Source organism: Vibrio sp. SBT000027, from assembly GCF_963894355.1.
Taxonomy (GTDB): Bacteria; Pseudomonadota; Gammaproteobacteria; order Enterobacterales; family Vibrionaceae; genus Vibrio; species Vibrio splendidus.
The window spans coordinates 1,140,430-1,156,505 of record NZ_CAWQGD010000001.1; the positions used below are offsets into that span (position 1 = coordinate 1,140,430).

The 16,076-nt window shown below is 42.8% G+C and carries 15 protein-coding genes; 12 read left to right on the forward strand and 3 right to left on the reverse strand.

The genetic code is table 11. From position 1 onward, the window contains the following. Window positions 1-105: 105 nt before the first annotated feature. Window positions 106-543 carry a DUF3069 domain-containing protein gene (locus tag AACU28_RS04895; protein WP_004731036.1) on the reverse strand — a complete coding sequence of 146 codons (438 nt, stop codon included), beginning with the start codon at window positions 541-543 and terminating at the stop codon, window positions 106-108. 152 nt (window positions 544-695) lie between these two features. Here AACU28_RS04895 and AACU28_RS04900 point away from each other — a divergent pair, with 152 nt between their 5' ends. Continuing rightward, entirely contained in the window at window positions 696-1,646 is a 951-nt protein-coding gene (locus AACU28_RS04900) for a diguanylate cyclase (protein WP_004731034.1), read from the forward strand. A gap of 77 nt (window positions 1,647-1,723) precedes the next feature. Next, a complete protein-coding gene (locus AACU28_RS04905) occupies window positions 1,724-2,755 on the forward strand; it encodes a Solitary outer membrane autotransporter beta-barrel domain (RefSeq protein ID WP_121602479.1) in 1,032 nt (343 codons plus the stop codon). Between the two features lie 47 nt (window positions 2,756-2,802). Here AACU28_RS04905 and AACU28_RS04910 read toward each other — a convergent pair whose 3' ends face one another. Continuing rightward, on the reverse strand, window positions 2,803-4,044 hold the full coding sequence (locus AACU28_RS04910; protein ID WP_017079247.1) for a GGDEF domain-containing protein: 1,242 nt from the start codon (window positions 4,042-4,044) through the stop codon (window positions 2,803-2,805). 338 nt (window positions 4,045-4,382) lie between these two features. On the opposite strand from AACU28_RS04910, the gene AACU28_RS04915 reads away from it, so the two are divergent. The 9 genes from AACU28_RS04915 to AACU28_RS04955 all read left to right on the forward strand — a co-directional run bounded on the left by AACU28_RS04915 (window position 4,383) and on the right by AACU28_RS04955 (window position 12,986). Continuing rightward, window positions 4,383-4,751 carry a late competence development ComFB family protein gene (locus AACU28_RS04915; protein WP_004731025.1) on the forward strand — a complete coding sequence of 123 codons (369 nt, stop codon included), beginning with the start codon at window positions 4,383-4,385 and terminating at the stop codon, window positions 4,749-4,751. Window positions 4,752-4,790: 39 nt separating this feature from the next. Continuing rightward, complete coding sequence (locus AACU28_RS04920; protein ID WP_004731023.1) at window positions 4,791-5,072, forward strand: HlyU family transcriptional regulator; 282 nt, start codon at window positions 4,791-4,793, stop codon at window positions 5,070-5,072. Window positions 5,073-5,372: 300 nt separating this feature from the next. After that, window positions 5,373-6,923 (forward strand): Re/Si-specific NAD(P)(+) transhydrogenase subunit alpha, encoded by a 1,551-nt coding sequence (gene pntA, locus AACU28_RS04925; protein ID WP_121602480.1) that lies wholly within the window; start codon window positions 5,373-5,375, stop codon window positions 6,921-6,923. Window positions 6,924-6,933: 10 nt separating this feature from the next. Further along, the gene (gene pntB, locus AACU28_RS04930; RefSeq protein ID WP_017079246.1) at window positions 6,934-8,313 is read left to right on the forward strand and encodes a Re/Si-specific NAD(P)(+) transhydrogenase subunit beta; all 1,380 of its coding nucleotides are present in this window, start codon (window positions 6,934-6,936) and stop codon (window positions 8,311-8,313) included. Between the two features lie 286 nt (window positions 8,314-8,599). Further along, on the forward strand, window positions 8,600-10,072 hold the full coding sequence (gene vxrA / locus AACU28_RS04935) for a sensor histidine kinase VxrA (RefSeq protein WP_017081079.1): 1,473 nt from the start codon (window positions 8,600-8,602) through the stop codon (window positions 10,070-10,072). Next, the gene (vxrB, locus tag AACU28_RS04940; RefSeq protein WP_009845363.1) at window positions 10,047-10,706 is read left to right on the forward strand and encodes a response regulator transcription factor VxrB; all 660 of its coding nucleotides are present in this window, start codon (window positions 10,047-10,049) and stop codon (window positions 10,704-10,706) included. Before vxrA ends, vxrB begins: the two co-directional genes overlap by 26 nt. Next, window positions 10,706-11,593: a DUF2861 family protein gene (locus AACU28_RS04945; RefSeq protein ID WP_121602481.1), complete on the forward strand. Its 888-nt coding sequence runs from the start codon at window positions 10,706-10,708 to the stop codon at window positions 11,591-11,593. The genes vxrB and AACU28_RS04945 overlap by 1 nt, the downstream gene beginning before the upstream one ends. 50 nt (window positions 11,594-11,643) lie before the next feature. Further along, window positions 11,644-12,792: a conjugal transfer protein TraF gene (locus AACU28_RS04950; RefSeq protein WP_121602482.1), complete on the forward strand. Its 1,149-nt coding sequence runs from the start codon at window positions 11,644-11,646 to the stop codon at window positions 12,790-12,792. A gap of 41 nt (window positions 12,793-12,833) precedes the next feature. After that, a complete protein-coding gene (locus tag AACU28_RS04955; RefSeq protein WP_017073513.1) occupies window positions 12,834-12,986 on the forward strand; it encodes a YoaH family protein in 153 nt (50 codons plus the stop codon). 809 nt (window positions 12,987-13,795) lie between these two features. Here AACU28_RS04955 and AACU28_RS04960 read toward each other — a convergent pair. Continuing rightward, on the reverse strand, window positions 13,796-15,103 hold the full coding sequence (locus AACU28_RS04960) for a GGDEF domain-containing protein (protein ID WP_121602483.1): 1,308 nt from the start codon (window positions 15,101-15,103) through the stop codon (window positions 13,796-13,798). Between the two features lie 552 nt (window positions 15,104-15,655). Between AACU28_RS04960 and AACU28_RS04965 the strand changes: the two genes are divergently transcribed. Then, on the forward strand, window positions 15,656-16,012 hold the full coding sequence (locus AACU28_RS04965) for a hypothetical protein (protein ID WP_121602484.1): 357 nt from the start codon (window positions 15,656-15,658) through the stop codon (window positions 16,010-16,012). Window positions 16,013-16,076: the final 64 nt, after the last annotated feature.

Here is a 16,076-nt window from a genome sequence, read left to right on the forward strand (position 1 = left end):
AGAAAAAGCTGCAGGCACAAAAAAGCCGCATGTTTTAAATAACATACGGCTTAATCATTAAGTTTTCGTTAAGCATTCAACCTAAATTTAGGTGCGATGAATAGCTTAGCGGATGAAAACTTCTTTGAAATCACGCTTCAAGATAGCATCACGGCGCGCTTTCTTGATTTGCTTAGCCATGTCTTTTACACAGTTATGTAAAATTTGGTCAAGCAGTTGAGCTCGGTACTCTTCTTTTTCTTCATCAGACATGCCTTCTGGAAGTTTAAGAGTAGGGAACTCCTCCATCATGTTTACGCCAGCGAAAGCTTGGCTAACAGAGATTAGAGCGTGGAATTGCTCAAAGTTGTCCAAAACATTTTGTGCGCTTGCTGGAAGGCTGCTCCAAGTTTCACGCACTGCTTCTTCAGACACCTCATGAATAGAAGTAACCATGTTGTGCATCTCTTTAGGCACTTCATCAAATTCGATAACTTGGCGAAGCTCTGGTGAGATAGTGGTTAAATCGATTTCTTGTACTTCGTTGTTTGTAGCGTCTGACATAGTATTTCTCTTTAAAAAGAAACAATGCTAAAAAGATCTGTAAAAAAGTCAATATAATATAGAGATTAGGGCATGATTTAAGCCCAAATTTGAGCTACTTTGAATATTCAACACTAGATAAAGGTGATGTGATGATAGAAAAGGGATCTTCGATGCGCATATTGCTGGTTGATGACGTTCAACTAGACAGGATGCAACTCGCTATTCGACTCAAGCAATTGGGTCATGTTGTAGAAGCTGTTGGTAGCGGAAAAGAAGCCCTGAATGTTTATTCTGATTTTGATCCTGAACTCGTGTTACTTGATATTAGCATGCCAGACATGGATGGATTTGAAGTGGCTAATGAGGTTCGTGGCCAATTCCCAGAATGGGTTCCCATCATCTTTTTGAGTGGCCATGAAGAGCCAGAGATGATCGCGAAAGCGATTGATGCTGGTGGTGATGATTATCTAATCAAACCGGTAAACAAAGTTGTTTTGAACTCTAAGTTGATTGCGATGCAGCGTATTGCGCACATGAGACGAGAGTTAAAACAGAGTACCGCCAAGCTCGAAGAACTGAATATCCTCCTGCAGCAACAAGCCAATGAAGATGGTCTGACTAAATTGTATAACCGTCGATATATGGATACTAAACTTGAAGAGAGCATTGCGTGGCACGGAAGACGTAATATACCCATGACTGTCATACTTCTAGATGTAGACTTCTTTAAGCCTTACAACGATAATTACGGTCATATTCAAGGGGATAAGTGCTTGCAAGGGCTTGCCGGTACCTTGAAGCAGCTTTTTGTGCGTGCGGGAGAGTTTGTCGGTCGCTACGGCGGTGAAGAGTTTGTTCTTATCCTAAGTGACACAGACAGCGATGCTGCTATGTTGCAGGCGACACGTATAAAAGAAGCGTTGCATGAAATGAACTACGCTCATGAGCACTCAACGGTATCCGATAGAGTGACAGCGTCACAAGGTGTGCTCTCATTCGTGCCTGATGGGGGAGAATCTACCGCCTCTATTTACGAAAAGGTCGATCAAGCGCTTTACCAAGCGAAACAAAGTGGCAGAAATACCTTCATACAACGCAACATTTTGGAGCTTGCTCGTTAGTTGGCGAGCTCTTTGAGATATTTGAATTTATACTTTACTGGCGTTTTAGCTAGGAAGTGCTTTAAGTGATAAGAGAAATGCCAGATTCAAAGTCATTTTATGTGACTAAAACATGTTGGACGCTTGCGGTTCCTCTATTTTTAACCGCGGCTCCTCTAGTTTTAACTGCAGTGCCAACCACCGCTAATGCTAACTCCGTGTCTGATCTTTTCAGAAAGGAACTAGAGCAGCGCTTTGCCACCAGTGTATTACTTAACGATACCGATGTTTTTACTTTTGGTATCAATAACTTCGACCCGAACAAAGTGCTGAGTTTGGACAATGAAGACATTGGTTCGAACGATTCGGTGAGTCGTCGACAAAACATCACATCCCTCAGTCTTCCTTACACATTTGAACTGCCAAGTTACATTGAGGACAACCATCAAGAGGTAACGCTACGCCTGTCAGCGTTACGAATTGAGAATGATGTAGAATATGCGTCAACAATCAAAAGTGACTTTCAAAAAGAGTCGGTGATTTCTGGTTACGTGGCGTTTGCCAATGTGTCTCAACTCAACGAACACTGGAGTTTCAGCTCTGCAATTGGTAATCATATTTCTTATTACCGTAATGACTTTGAGTACCGCTCTTCATTACTTGAATCGGTTAAAGACCAATTGGATGGTGTCTACCTCAATACTGATGCTTGGGCATACATTATTGAACCTAAGATCAAACTGACCTTTGAAGATCGGAGTAACTGGGGTAAATATAAATTGAGTACCAGTTGGCATTACTTTAATGGTGTCGGTTGGGGCGAAGCCAATAACGGCGATATTGGTCACCCTGAAGGTTGGTATATCGCCAATGAAGCCAAGATTTTCTATGATCTAGTTCGTTGGGATAAAAACATCACATCGATGTACTCGAGTATAAGAAGAATTGATATAGGTGGTGACACCGTGGCTTCTATGGGCACAACATCTTACTACGAGGGCAGCGTAGGTTGGTTGCTTAACCCAAACCTGTTTAATGACTGGGTCGATAATGTGGGAATAGGGTTTACGATCAATTACGGAAGCAGTTTGAAAGGCGGGAGCTTGGTTATTTTCTTTAACCAAGATTAAGCTCCCTCTAATCGAGTTATCGACACTTAAGCTATCGACACTTACGTTTAGCTATCAACACACAGCTTGTTTCGGCCGGTTTCTTTCGCTTTGTAGAGTGCCTTGTCAGCAAGCTTCAATACTTCTTCAGGATGCTTGGTGGTTGTGCTATCAGACAGCCCAATACTCACCGTCACATTCACCACTTCCGATGGTTTGCCGTTCTGACCCCGATTTTTGATACCCACTTCATGGTCATCAGGACGCTCGTGGCTATTACGAATGGTCATGTCGTAGTTTTGGATCTCTGAAATCAGAACTTGAAGGTGCTCTTTCACCTGTTCCGTGTATTTGCCTTTAAAAATAATCGTGAACTCTTCTCCACCATAGCGATACGCTTTCGCACCACCGGTGGTTTCTCTAAGAATACGAGCCACCAGTTTCAGCACATCGTCGCCAATGTCATGGCCATAGGTATCGTTAAATTTCTTGAAGTGATCGATATCAACCATCGCCATCGAATATTTACGGCCTAAGTGCTTCATATCGACTTCTAAGGCGTGTCGACCTGGAATGTTAGTCAGTTGGTCATTAAAAGCCATATCGTGGCTAGCAGACATCACATAGACGATGATCAACGTGCCTGATAAGGAGAACATAGTGCTAGAGATGTACTGCACGTCAAAGAAGATGAACGTACAAGAGGACAGCAAGATAGTGCTATAAACGACAACATCAATAGAACGGTTGTACACCAGCACTAGGATGGCTGTAAGGCCAAGCAAGCAAAGGCTATACAACACTAAAACAAAAGGCAGTTTGGAGAAGTCTCTAACAATGAACAGTAGGCCTTCACTCCATGATTCAAAACCGCCAGCATGGAAATGAGAAACGATCAATTGCGCCCAAACCATAAACAGCACGAGAACGATGGCGTAGAGGAGCATCGACTTTGAATTGACACCGTTATCCGGGAAGGCATACACCAATAAGCAAGTGACCGGTACTAATGCCGCAAGTAACGACAGCTCTAATAAGGTGGTTCCGGTGTTCAAAGGAGTTTGTAAGCGAACTTGGATGATCAGATAGGCTACTAGCATGGTTAATGACACCATGGCCATGCGTCCTTGTCTGAATGTATGGCATAGCAAAACGGCAACGCTCAATAAGATATATGGAAGGTTGCTAGCAAACCCTAGGTTTGAATCCGTCACGAGAATGACGTTGTTCATACCAGCGAATAAAATTGCCAATAAAAATAGAGGGAAGCAAAATCGAAACATGCTCGACGTTACAAAAGAAGATGCCATTTACGTGGTGAGCCTAATTATACTGATGATCTTGTAATTTAATTTTATACGTAGGATACGGTTAAACAAGCGAATGCCAAGCATTTTGCTTAAATCAGAGCAAAAACATAGTCATAGGTCGCTAATGGTGCAACCATTTTTATATGTATTTGAATTGCTATTAACCATAGAACCAACTACACAGTATATATGAGAAATTAATTAGTCGTTATAGTTAGTTAACATGCAGTTAGTAAATCTGTAGTAATGAGTAGGGTATAGTAAGGTAACAATATGTAGGTCGTTGCCAATCAGGCTAGAACTCGATCTGTCGTGATAGCTACAAATGGAGGTGTGGTATGCAAATTAGTGTTGATGTTCACAACTATATGGAAACTCTGGTGGGTCAGGTTTTGGCTACCGAGGAATATGTGTCTAGTTATAACAACGAACAGTTGGCTGATCTCGCGTGTTTGGCTTTAGGTCAACTTAAGCCCATCTATATTCGTTTCGATATCGATTTTCTTTCGGCATTGCCAGAAGACAAATTGGTACTCTATAAACGAAATAGTGAGATCGCGGTCAAGAATGCAGAAAGTATGATCATTGACGATAGAAGGCGCGAACGTGACGACAATGTGCCCGTTATATTTAGTCAACACAATTTTGATGATGACGTAGAATTGCAATGGTATGAAAAGCCATTGTTGAACCGTAAACAGTCGTGATAGTTTAGGGTTAATACGGTCATTTAAGGAGTAAAAAACGTGGGATTCTTTTCTAGATTATTTGGTGGCAAAGAAAAAACCGAACAAAAAGTAGAGATTGAGCCAGTCGAATATAAAGGTTTCAATATCTATCAAGATGCCATTGCAGAATCTGGTCAATACCGTGTTGCTGGGCGAATCGAGAAAGAATTCGACGGTGAAATCAAAACTCATCGTTTTATTCGTTCAGATGTTGTTTCAAACAAACAAGATGCCGATGAATTGATGCTAAAAAAATCGCAGATGTTCATCGACCAAATGGGCGACAATATATTTAGCTAACCAAATAGGGTTAGAATTGATGTTGGTCATAATTTAGAGAGCTTTCAGTGTATATGCTGAAAGCTCTTTTTAGTTTTAGGGACAAAGAACAGCTAGTAAGTTGTTATTTAAAGGATTATTTGCAAGTGGTTTGACCTCTTAGTTCGAGACGGTCGTCATTTCTTCAAATGAAGCGCTCAAATTCCATCCAAATCGTTATAAGTAATAACTTTTCCTGTTCTTTGAACAAAACGCTTGAAGTATTAGTTGTCGTTAGATACAAACGAATAAGTCATTCGTGCCAATAGTCAAGGAATAGCTATGCAAATTGGTGTACCAAGAGAAACACTCGCAGGTGAAACGCGAGTCGCTGCTTCGCCGAAATCGGTAGAACAGCTTCTAAAATTAGGGTTTGAAGTTTGTGTTGAATCACAAGCAGGTGCGTTAGCAAGTTTTGAAGATGCAGCTTATGAACAAGCTGGAGCAAAAGTTGTTACCGCAGATGAAGCTTGGAAATCCGATATTATCTTTAAAGTTAACGCTCCGATCGTTGACGAGTCTAAAAACGAAATCGATCTACTTAAAGATGGCGCAACATTGGTCAGCTTTATTTGGCCTGCTCAAAATCCTGAATTAATGGAACAATTGTCTACTCGTAGCATCAACGTGATGGCGATGGATTCTGTTCCACGAATTTCGAGAGCTCAGGCGCTAGATGCATTGAGTTCTATGGCAAACATTGCCGGTTATCGTGCCGTTGTTGAAGCCGCGCATGAGTTTGGTCGATTCTTCACGGGTCAAATTACGGCGGCAGGTAAAGTTCCACCAGCGAAAGTATTGGTTGCTGGTGCGGGTGTTGCTGGCCTAGCGGCGATTGGCGCTGCAGGTAGCTTGGGTGCGATCGTTCGTTCATTCGATGTTCGTCCTGAAGTAAAAGAGCAAGTCGAATCTATGGGCGCTGAATTCTTGGAAGTCGATTTCAAGGAAGATACCAGCGCGGGTGATGGCTACGCAAAAGAGATGTCTGAAGCATTCAACAAGAAAGCGGAAGAGCTTTATGCGGCTCAAGCAAAAGACGTCGATATCATTATTACAACGGCACTTATCCCAGGTCGCCCGGCACCTAAGCTGATTACCAAAGAGATGGTAGACAGCATGAGTGCAGGTAGCGTTATTGTGGATCTTGCCGCTGCGAATGGCGGTAACTGTGAATACACGGTTGCAGATCAAGTGATCACAACCGCTAATGGCGTGAAAGTGGTTGGTTACACCGATATGGTTGGTCGATTGCCGACTCAATCATCTCAGCTATACGCGACTAACTTAGTTAACCTGCTGAAACTGCTTTGCAAAGAGAAAGATGGCAACATCAATATCGACTTTGAAGATGTCGTCTTACGTGGCGTAACGGTGGTTAAAGAGGGCGAAGTGACTTGGCCAGCTCCACCAATTCAAGTTTCTGCTCAACCACAACAACAAGCTAAGCCTAAAGCGGTGAGACCTGAACCAAAAGTTCGAGAACCTGTCTCTCCAATTAAGAAAGCGGCGGGTATGGCAGTTGCTGTAGGTACTTTTGCTTGGATAGCTTCGGTTGCTCCTGCTGCGTTCTTATCTCACTTTACCGTTTTTGTTCTCGCTTGTGTGGTGGGTTATTACGTAGTTTGGAATGTAAGCCATTCACTGCATACACCTCTGATGTCCGTAACTAACGCGATTTCAGGGATCATTGTAGTAGGCGCACTGTTACAAATAGGACAAGGAAGTGGCGTCGTCACATTCTTATCATTTATTGCCGTATTAATTGCAAGTATCAATATCTTTGGTGGCTTTACCGTGACCAAACGTATGCTTGAAATGTTCCGTAAAGACTAAGGAGTAACAGATGTCTGAAGGATTAGTACAAGCAGCTTATATTGTTGCTGCTGTATTCTTTATAATGAGCTTGGCCGGGTTATCGAAACAGGAATCTGCACGTGCAGGTAACTATTACGGTATCACGGGTATGGCAATCGCGTTGATCGCGACGATCTTTGGCCCTCATTCTGCAGGAATTGTGTGGATCATCATTGCGATGGTGATCGGTGGTGGTATTGGTATCCACTTCGCGAAGAAAGTAGAAATGACCGAAATGCCTGAGCTGGTGGCAATTCTGCACAGCTTCGTAGGTATGGCGGCGGTACTTGTTGGTTACAACAGCTACATTGATGCACCAGAAGCGGCAACGCATGCAGAGCACGTTATCCACTTAGTGGAAGTGTTCCTAGGCGTGTTTATCGGTGCGGTAACCTTCACCGGTTCTATTGTTGCATTTGGTAAGCTTCGCGGCGTGATCTCTTCGTCGGCACTGAACATCCCTCATAAGCATAAGTGGAACCTAGCGGCTATCGTTGCTTCTACATTGCTCATGATCATGTTCGTTAAAGCTGACGGCAGCATGTTCGCATTAATGGTGATGACTCTTATCGCATTCGCATTTGGTTACCACCTAGTGGCATCGATTGGCGGCGCAGATATGCCAGTGGTTGTTTCTATGCTGAACTCGTACTCTGGTTGGGCAGCAGCGGCAGCAGGTTTCATGCTTGCGAACGATCTGCTTATCGTAACGGGTGCGTTGGTAGGTTCATCAGGTGCGATTCTGTCTTACATCATGTGTAAGGCGATGAACCGTTCGTTCATTAGTGTTATCGCTGGTGGATTCGGCCAAGACGTGGTTGTGTCTGATGGCGATGAAGAGCAGGGTGAACACCGCGAAACATCAGCTGAAGATGTGGCAGACATGCTGAAAAACTCAAAGTCAGTCATCATCACTCCAGGGTACGGCATGGCAGTAGCTCAAGCTCAATACCCAGTGCATGAAATTACTGACAAGCTAAGAGCGCAGGGCATCAAAGTTCGATTTGGTATCCACCCAGTTGCCGGTAGGTTACCGGGTCACATGAATGTACTGCTTGCTGAAGCAAAAGTGCCTTACGATATCGTTCTTGAAATGGACGAAATCAATGATGACTTCGATGAGACAGATACTGTATTGGTTATTGGTGCAAATGACACCGTGAACCCTGCAGCACTTGAAGATCCAAACAGCCCAATAGCTGGTATGCCAGTACTTGAAGTTTGGAATGCTCAGAATGTTATCGTGTTCAAACGTTCGATGAACACAGGTTACGCCGGTGTGCAAAACCCACTGTTCTTCAAAGAGAATACGCAGATGCTGTTTGGTGATGCTAAACAGAGCTGTCTAGGCATCTTAGAGCATCTATAGAGATCACCTCTAAGAAATCTGTAATAACTCGATAAGGAGCTCATTTGAGCTCCTTTTTTTGATCCTCAGAACTTGTCTTAACCCAAACCCACAAATAATAGGGTAAAGAAACCAAAGCAAAACCCATTCGAATGATGGTTGGATTCATCAATCAGCTTGCGAGTGCGCCTGTGCAACACAATCCTAATATGATGGGATTTATCGCTATAACTCACCATTCCCACTGTTTTTCATGCGGTTAAAAATTTATCTTTGATAGCGAATGGTATATATTTGTTTGATCTATATGAATTTGCGTTGGTTTGTGATCATCAAAAGAACATTTACTCTTCTTATCGCTACGTTATCTGTGTCTGCAAACGCGCTTGCTGACTCTTTACCTGAGCGTATCGATAATTTCACCAAACTCTTTGATCATGAAACCGCAATCGAATCTTATGATATTCGATTGTTGCAGGCCGATTATCCAACACGTTTGATCATGCCGTCTTCTATGCTGCCACAAACCGCAGAGTACCCATTAAAAGACATACAGCGCTTATACCAGTTATCAAAAACCTGTAGCGGGAAATTACCGTTAAGCCCGTTGATCACCGAGCCTTTGGTCTTTACTCGTGCAATGTGTAAAGGAACCAAGCTTTCTGATCGTTGGTTCAGCCGTAGTGGCTTGATTCACCCTGGTGGTGGTTCTTATGCGGCGCGATACGTAGAGAAGTACCCGGACAAGTTCGACTCTTTGAAACGCTTTATGCATATTCAAGAGCGTCCAAACACTGAACATGATGAACTGTTATCTCGTTTACAAAACATGGACAGTGAGGCCATCACGGCACTGTTAGCTGGTGCGAGCATGTTTGTCGAGCTTGACGAAATGTGGGTAAAACGCGGCGACAGATATTACCTATACAAAGAATCAGACTGGAATGAAAACGCGACACTTTCTGGATTATCGTTCAGTTTATCTTCAGAAGGCAAAAGCTGTTTTGTTCAGCGCGGTAATGTATGTTGGGAAATAGAAGATCATTCAGAGCTTCTGCAAGTCGCCATGTTTATCTTGGTGCTCGCCAACATCATGCTTGTTTTGGGGTGGGCAGTTTACCGTTGGAACAGTAAGAAACAAGAGATGAAGAGCCGCATGCTGGTGCTTCAAATCCTAACGCACGAATTAAGAACGCCGATTGCAAGTTTGTCATTGACGGTTGAAGGGTTCAGACGCGAGTTCGAACACTTACCAGAATCGGTATATGATGAGTTTCGTAGGCTGTGTGAAGATACTCGCCGTTTAAGACAGTTGGCAGAAGCAAGTAAAGACTATTTGCAATCAGACAACCAACCGCTCGCAACAGAGTGGGTACCAAGCGTTGAAGAGTGGCTTCAATACAAAGTTGAAGAAGAATTTGCACCGGGTATTGAACTCCGTGTAAACAAAGACATTGCTGCAAAAATAAACGTATATTGGTTAGGAACGTGCATCGACAACCTGATCAGAAACGCCGTTAAATACGGTGTCGCACCAGTGATACTAGAACTGAATACTTCTGACAAGAAGCTGACATTCAAAGTTATAGATAATGGAGACTTGTCCCGCAAAGATTGGGGGCAATTAAGAAAGCCATTCGTAAGTAAGAGTGGACTCGGTTTAGGTCTGACGATAGTGGAATCTATGGTCGGAAAAATGGGCGGTCACATGACGCTTATCGGCCCCCCAACAACATTTATTTTGGAGATACCTTGTGAAACAGACATTGCTTCTCGTTGAAGATGATAAAAATTTAGCTGACGGTTTATTAGTTAGCCTTGAGCAAGCTGGATATGAATGTTTGCATGCAGAACTGATCTCTGAAGTTGAAGGCTACTGGGAACAAGCGGACCTAGTGATTCTAGACCGTCAACTTCCTGATGGTGACTCAGTAGATTCACTTCCAGGTTGGAAGAAAAAGAAAGACATCCCAGTTATTTTGCTAACGGCTCTCGTAACAGTAAAAGACAAAGTTGCGGGCCTAGACTCAGGTGCAAACGACTACCTAACTAAGCCTTTCGCTGAAGCTGAATTGTTTGCTCGAATTCGCGCGCAGTTACGCCTGCCTGATGCTGAAGATCAAGACGCATCAAAAGTGATGGCTCAAAATCTGGTTATCGATAAAGCGACACGTGAAGTGTTTTTCAATGAACTGGAAGTCACGCTAACGCGCACTGAGTTCGACCTACTGCTATTTTTGGCAAGCAACCTTGGCCGTGTTTTCACACGTGATGAGCTGCTTGACCATGTATGGGGTTACAACCATTTCCCAACAACACGTACGGTAGACACGCACGTTCTGCAACTAAGACAGAAACTGCCGGGTCTAGAAATCGAAACGCTGCGTGGCGTTGGTTACAAGATGAAAGCGTAATGAAAAAAGCCTTACTTCCACTATTAATGTTGTCTTGCGTGGTGAATACCGCGCAAGCTGCAGATTGGTTTAAGAGTAGCGATACTCTAACTCAAGTTCATAAACACCTGTTGGATAATGACTTACCTCAGATGTTTGATTCACTAGTGGAAGTTTGGCAAATCAACTCTTCTCAATCACGAGAAGACCACCTCAATGAGCTGTTCGATCAAGCATTGAACAAAGATTGTGGTAAAACCCTCACCAGAAAAACACTCCCAGATTGGATCAGTTCAGTCGTCGTTAAAAGACACATCATTCAAAGCCCTGGCCGAGATACTTTTCGCGTATCGATTGATGTTGAATCCGACAACAACATTCAAGATATTACCTTCGAGAAATGGGTCGATAAGATTGTTTCATCGGACAGTGAGCTAACCAAAGACAGTGAAGTGGTAAACAACGCATCGGTGAGCCTATACCGCAAGCGTTACAATTTAGCATCTCAACTTGAGTCAGGCCTGTATCGTTTAAGTGTGAAAGGCGATGGCGGTAATTCATGGAGTACTTGGATTATTCTTGGTGACGTTGCTTTTCGTCAGCAAGTTCGTTGGGCATCAAAAGACACGTGGCGCATTGATAAAAAAGAACTGCTGAATCCTTATTGTCCGCTTCCTAAGCTCGAAATTGGTTTGTACGATTACGTCGATGAACACTATGAGCAGGTGTGGGGCAAGAGCTATGAATCTGATTATCCAATGAACCTCACTGGCGAAGAACTTCCCAATGATCGCTATGTTTTGGCGGTTTCAATGGTGCATTCACGCTGGCAAGGTGACATAGCGATAGAACAAGCACAAACTATCAGTAAAACTTATGATATTTCTAGCGAAGAAGAGTTAAAGTAATTTAGAATTGAGCCGTTAACTATGTAAGGGATCTAACAAAGATAAACGGCATGAAAAATACGACTAAACTACTCGCAGCATCAATTGCATTCGCCAGTCTTCCTCTTTCAGCAGCAAACTACGCCATTGAAGCGCGTGGTGATGCGATGGGTGGTGTTGGTGTTGTTTCAGCAAACTTCCTAACCGCTCCATTCTATAACCCAGCACTTGTTGCCATTTATCGTCGTAACGATGATATGGGAATGATCACGCCAAGTTTTGGTGGTAGCTATAACGACCCCAACGACATGAAATCGAACATCGATAGTGTTGTTGATGCATCAAACACTGCAGAACTCGATGCGGCGCTGAATAAATTGGATGGCAACCAAGCCAATGTTGAACTGGGTGGTGTAGTCGCCTTTGCTCTTCCTAATCAGTTTATCGCGGCAAACCTTTTCGCTAAAGCCTACACAGAATCATTTGCAACACCTAACGTTTACACAACAGGTTCAGACGCAGATAAAGTGGAACTGTCTACCGTTGAAGCGGTTTCAATCGGTGTCGCAGAAGTCGGCCTTTCTTTAGCAAAATACCAAACCTTTATGGGTCAACACATCTCATTTGGTATCACACCTAAAATCCAACGTATTTACACGTACAACTATGTTGCATCGGTTGATGATTATGACTTATCTGATGTAAGAGAAAACAGCGATGGTGAAACTGCATTTAACATGGATGCAGGTGCGCTTTGGTTCTTCGGCCCATTCCGAGTGGGTGTTGCAGCAACTAACTTAATCTCTCGAGACATCGAAACCAAAGATACGACGAGAACGCTAAACAGCAGCATAAGTACTGCGACACACCAAGTTGGTGGTAAATACACTTATCAACTTGAACCGGTATACACAGTGGGTGCCGGCATCGTATCGGATTACTTTTCTTTCAGTGTTGATTACGACCTAAACGAGACTGAGAAGTTTACTTCGTTTGCTGATAACGAACAGATGATTCGTGTTGGTACCGAAGTCGATCTTCTGCGTCAGCTTAAGTTAAGGGGAGGGTACTACAAGAACCTAGCTTACTCTGATTCGGAAGGAACAGTCACAGCCGGTATTGGTATCTCGCCACTCAACTTGTTCCAGTTAGATCTAAGTGCGAACTACACAAACGAAAATGCAATGGGTGCTTCAATCAATTTCCTTGCTAGTTACTAACAGTCCTTATATAGTTCTGCTCCTAAATAAAGGAGCAGAGCATGCTAAACGACTTACCAACCCTTTCTCACGAAGAACAACAGAAAGCTGTTGAACGAATTCAAGAAATGATGACTCAGGGCATCAGCACAGGACAAGCGATTAAAATTGTTGCTGAGCAAATTCGTGAAGAAATGAGTAATAAAGAAGAGTAGGGCATCAGCCCTTCTTTTTTAACCCTTTAGTGCACTATAACTAGATATATTACCCTCTAGTATATTATCTCGTACATACCAACTCTTTAGCTACCCTAAATTCCCGACCTATCCAAAACCATTAAATTCCGTTTATTCAGCAAGTTACGTCGGAGTAATCCACTTTTCAGGCTTTCCTTGGCTTTTGGTTGTAATTAAATTACAGCAAGATCTGAAAGTAAAACAATCGCCATTTAAGGTGTCAGTATTTATGTCACCACACCTAAGTGGTTAAATAGATGGTGTTTTTTAAGGCTAGTGACGTTGTGACTTCTATTTTTAGCGGATACGAGTACATGAATGTTCAGAAGCAGACAAATGAGGATTTCATCTAAGAACAGTGCGAGATAAGTGACGACGGTAATGTTGAAAACCGATACCGCGAGTGACTAACCACTGGTTAGAGCGCGCTTTACTAGCCAAATATGTAGACTTTTAAAACAAGTGGTTAGGAAGCTTAGAGGCGTACGGAAGAGCGGTTTATAGAGCGATTCAGGAACGATACGTATCAACCTGAGAATGATATTGATGGCGTTATTACAGATGGTGTTATAGCAAACGGTGTTATAGCAGATGGCGAGAGCGCGCTTATAGGCATACGAATCGATTTAAGTTCTGATGAGACAGCAAAGCTTATGGGCTTGTTTGGTCAGCACTTAAGAATCTAACGGGTGCTTAATTGGAGAGTAGATATCGACAGGGCATTAATGGCGTGTGATTGAGTATTAGCAGAGAGTTGAATGTGTAACTGCAGTCCAGTCTAGCGAGGCTTAATAAAACGTAACGACTTGGTTTCGTCCGTTGTCTTTCGCTTGGTAGAGCGCTTTGTCTGCACGTTTGATGGCAGTACGTATCGATTCATGCTCCTTAAGCTGCGTTACTCCGGTCGAAGTCGTCACTTTAAGCGCATTAGGCCAAGGGCTTTGGTCCATTGCTAGGTAAAAATCATTGATAGATTCGTTACACTGTAGCGCAGTTTGTTCCAGGCAAACGAGTAGAAACTCCTCACCACCCCAGCGATAAAGCAAGTACTGCTCACCAAGGCTCTCGTTCGCCGTTGCGACAAACTGAATAAGTACTTTGTCACCCACTTCATGTCCATGTTGATCATTGATCTGCTTAAAATGGTCTAAATCAAACAACGCGATGTGAATCGTTTTTCCTTGTTGCGCCAGCCATTCGAAATCATAGAAGGTATCTAACGCTTCGGTTCGGTTTCTACATCCGGTCAACGGATCGGTTGTTGCCTTTACCTTTAGCTCTTCAATTTCTTGGGTTAAATAGCGTTGTTGCTCTGCTGCGCGCGTTTTGCTTCGCTGTGCGATATGTAATGCACAGCCCACATAATAGATGGCATAAGTCACCCATAATCCAATTAAGAGTTCGCCTAACAAAGCTTTGCTGATGACTTTACCGTGGAAAACAATGCTCGAGATCTTAATTAAATGGTGGCCACCAAGCGTGCTGGCTCCGAGCCCAAGCTCAACAGACACCGCGTTTGTAATGTCTACCGCGCTACTCGTAATAGGTTGGCTGTAATGATCAATCCACCAAAACGGGACGTTGAAGTAGTTTAAGTCGATGTGGTTTTTATCTGGTAGCGAGAAGTCTAAGCGATTGAACTTGTTCGACATAGCATCGCCTTTCACGCTGTAATTCTTGTCGTAATTACGAATGTAGAAGCGAAACCTTGGGTCTTCTTGGCCTTGGTAATCCATATTAATGGTGACCGAATCGAACGTAGAGAGATCGAGCCCTTTACCTTGTGTCGATATAACGAATTCAATTTCACAGAAGGGTAAGCTATAGGTCCGTTCAAAGTCACACTGTAACTCAATGCCATCTTTTGATCTGTGTAACGAGCCTACGGTGCCACCATCGTGGTCTCTGTCTGTGTTAACGCGTGTAGGGTATTTGTCGGGTGTAATAACGTAGCTCTTATTCATGAGCGTATTAAAAGAGATCAACGACACTAGCGTGATTGCTAGGCAAAAAATCGAAAGGAATATGTTGAGTTTTCGGAATGCTTTGTCGCTCATGATACTAACCCGTACACGTGATTCGAATGTAATGCGCAATGCCTTAGAGTTGGCGCAATCGAAGATTCTATTTGAGTATCGCCTTAGGTGGAATCGGTATACCTAAAACTAACGCAGAGCTGAGGTTATACAGGAAAGAGATTCATTTAACCAAATGGAAGTTTAAAATCTGAACGCAGAGCCTTGATTCTGAATGTTATTTGCTCAATAAGTACTGTTTTACGGGGGTAACAATTTAACTGTATATTTATACAGTTAAATTTAAAATGGCTCGGTTTGTTGTAATCAGAGCGGTGGGTGCGTGCTTTGTGGCTTGCTGTGATAACGAGTCACGAGGCCACAGCTATTGTTCATTATTAATTGAAGTGGAGTGGAAATATGTTGCAGTGTCACTTTTTGTATGCTCTCTATAAGAGACTAAGACCTAAGCATTTAGTTTTACAGCTAATGATTTAAATCACTGTTATAGATGGGGTTAATGGGTATAATTTATAAAGAGTAAAAGATAACAGCTACAATTTGTCTTTAAATGCATGTTTTTTTATAGCTAATAGTATCTACAGAAAATAAAGCTTCAGGAGTCTTCGAAGAATGTTCTTTACTAGCTCATCTCAACCGATAGTTAATTGCGCACAATTATGCGATGAATTAGCTAAATTTCTTGCTGCAAACAAAAGTCACTTTGAACAAAGGTTAATTCCAGACCTCTCTCATATAGATCATATGGCTCACAATGTTAATGGTATAGAAATCGAAAACATTTCCTACGTAGGTTGTGATCAATACCAGTGTGATTATTCATTCGATTGGGAAGTCTATCGTGGTTGCTCAGGTATGAATGAAGCCGATATCGAACATGAAAGTGTTTTGTTTGTTCTCAATGAGAATGGCTTTCTTGAGTTCGACTTCCCGGAGTGTGAAGGGCGTGATACTCGTGATGAATTTTAGTACATACAAGGCGTTATAACCAAATTCATAGTTGCATAACAATCATTTGCTGATACAATATTTC

What these genes read in the sequence shown, in the direction of transcription:
- AACU28_RS04965 (WP_121602484.1), top strand. Translation starts at nt 15,656, where the DNA reads ATGTTCTTTACTAGCTCATCTCAACCGATAGTTAATTGCGCACAATTA.
- AACU28_RS04900 (WP_004731034.1), top strand. Translation starts at nt 696, where the DNA reads ATGCGCATATTGCTGGTTGATGACGTTCAACTAGACAGGATGCAACTC.
- AACU28_RS04895 (WP_004731036.1), bottom strand. Translation starts at nt 543, where the DNA reads ATGTCAGACGCTACAAACAACGAAGTACAAGAAATCGATTTAACCACT.
- pntB (WP_017079246.1), top strand. Translation starts at nt 6,934, where the DNA reads ATGTCTGAAGGATTAGTACAAGCAGCTTATATTGTTGCTGCTGTATTC.
- AACU28_RS04915 (WP_004731025.1), top strand. Translation starts at nt 4,383, where the DNA reads ATGCAAATTAGTGTTGATGTTCACAACTATATGGAAACTCTGGTGGGT.
- AACU28_RS04955 (WP_017073513.1), top strand. Translation starts at nt 12,834, where the DNA reads ATGCTAAACGACTTACCAACCCTTTCTCACGAAGAACAACAGAAAGCT.
- AACU28_RS04905 (WP_121602479.1), top strand. Translation starts at nt 1,724, where the DNA reads ATGCCAGATTCAAAGTCATTTTATGTGACTAAAACATGTTGGACGCTT.
- AACU28_RS04910 (WP_017079247.1), bottom strand. Translation starts at nt 4,044, where the DNA reads ATGGCATCTTCTTTTGTAACGTCGAGCATGTTTCGATTTTGCTTCCCT.
- pntA (WP_121602480.1), top strand. Translation starts at nt 5,373, where the DNA reads ATGCAAATTGGTGTACCAAGAGAAACACTCGCAGGTGAAACGCGAGTC.
- AACU28_RS04950 (WP_121602482.1), top strand. Translation starts at nt 11,644, where the DNA reads ATGAAAAATACGACTAAACTACTCGCAGCATCAATTGCATTCGCCAGT.
- AACU28_RS04945 (WP_121602481.1), top strand. Translation starts at nt 10,706, where the DNA reads ATGAAAAAAGCCTTACTTCCACTATTAATGTTGTCTTGCGTGGTGAAT.
- vxrA (WP_017081079.1), top strand. Translation starts at nt 8,600, where the DNA reads ATGAATTTGCGTTGGTTTGTGATCATCAAAAGAACATTTACTCTTCTT.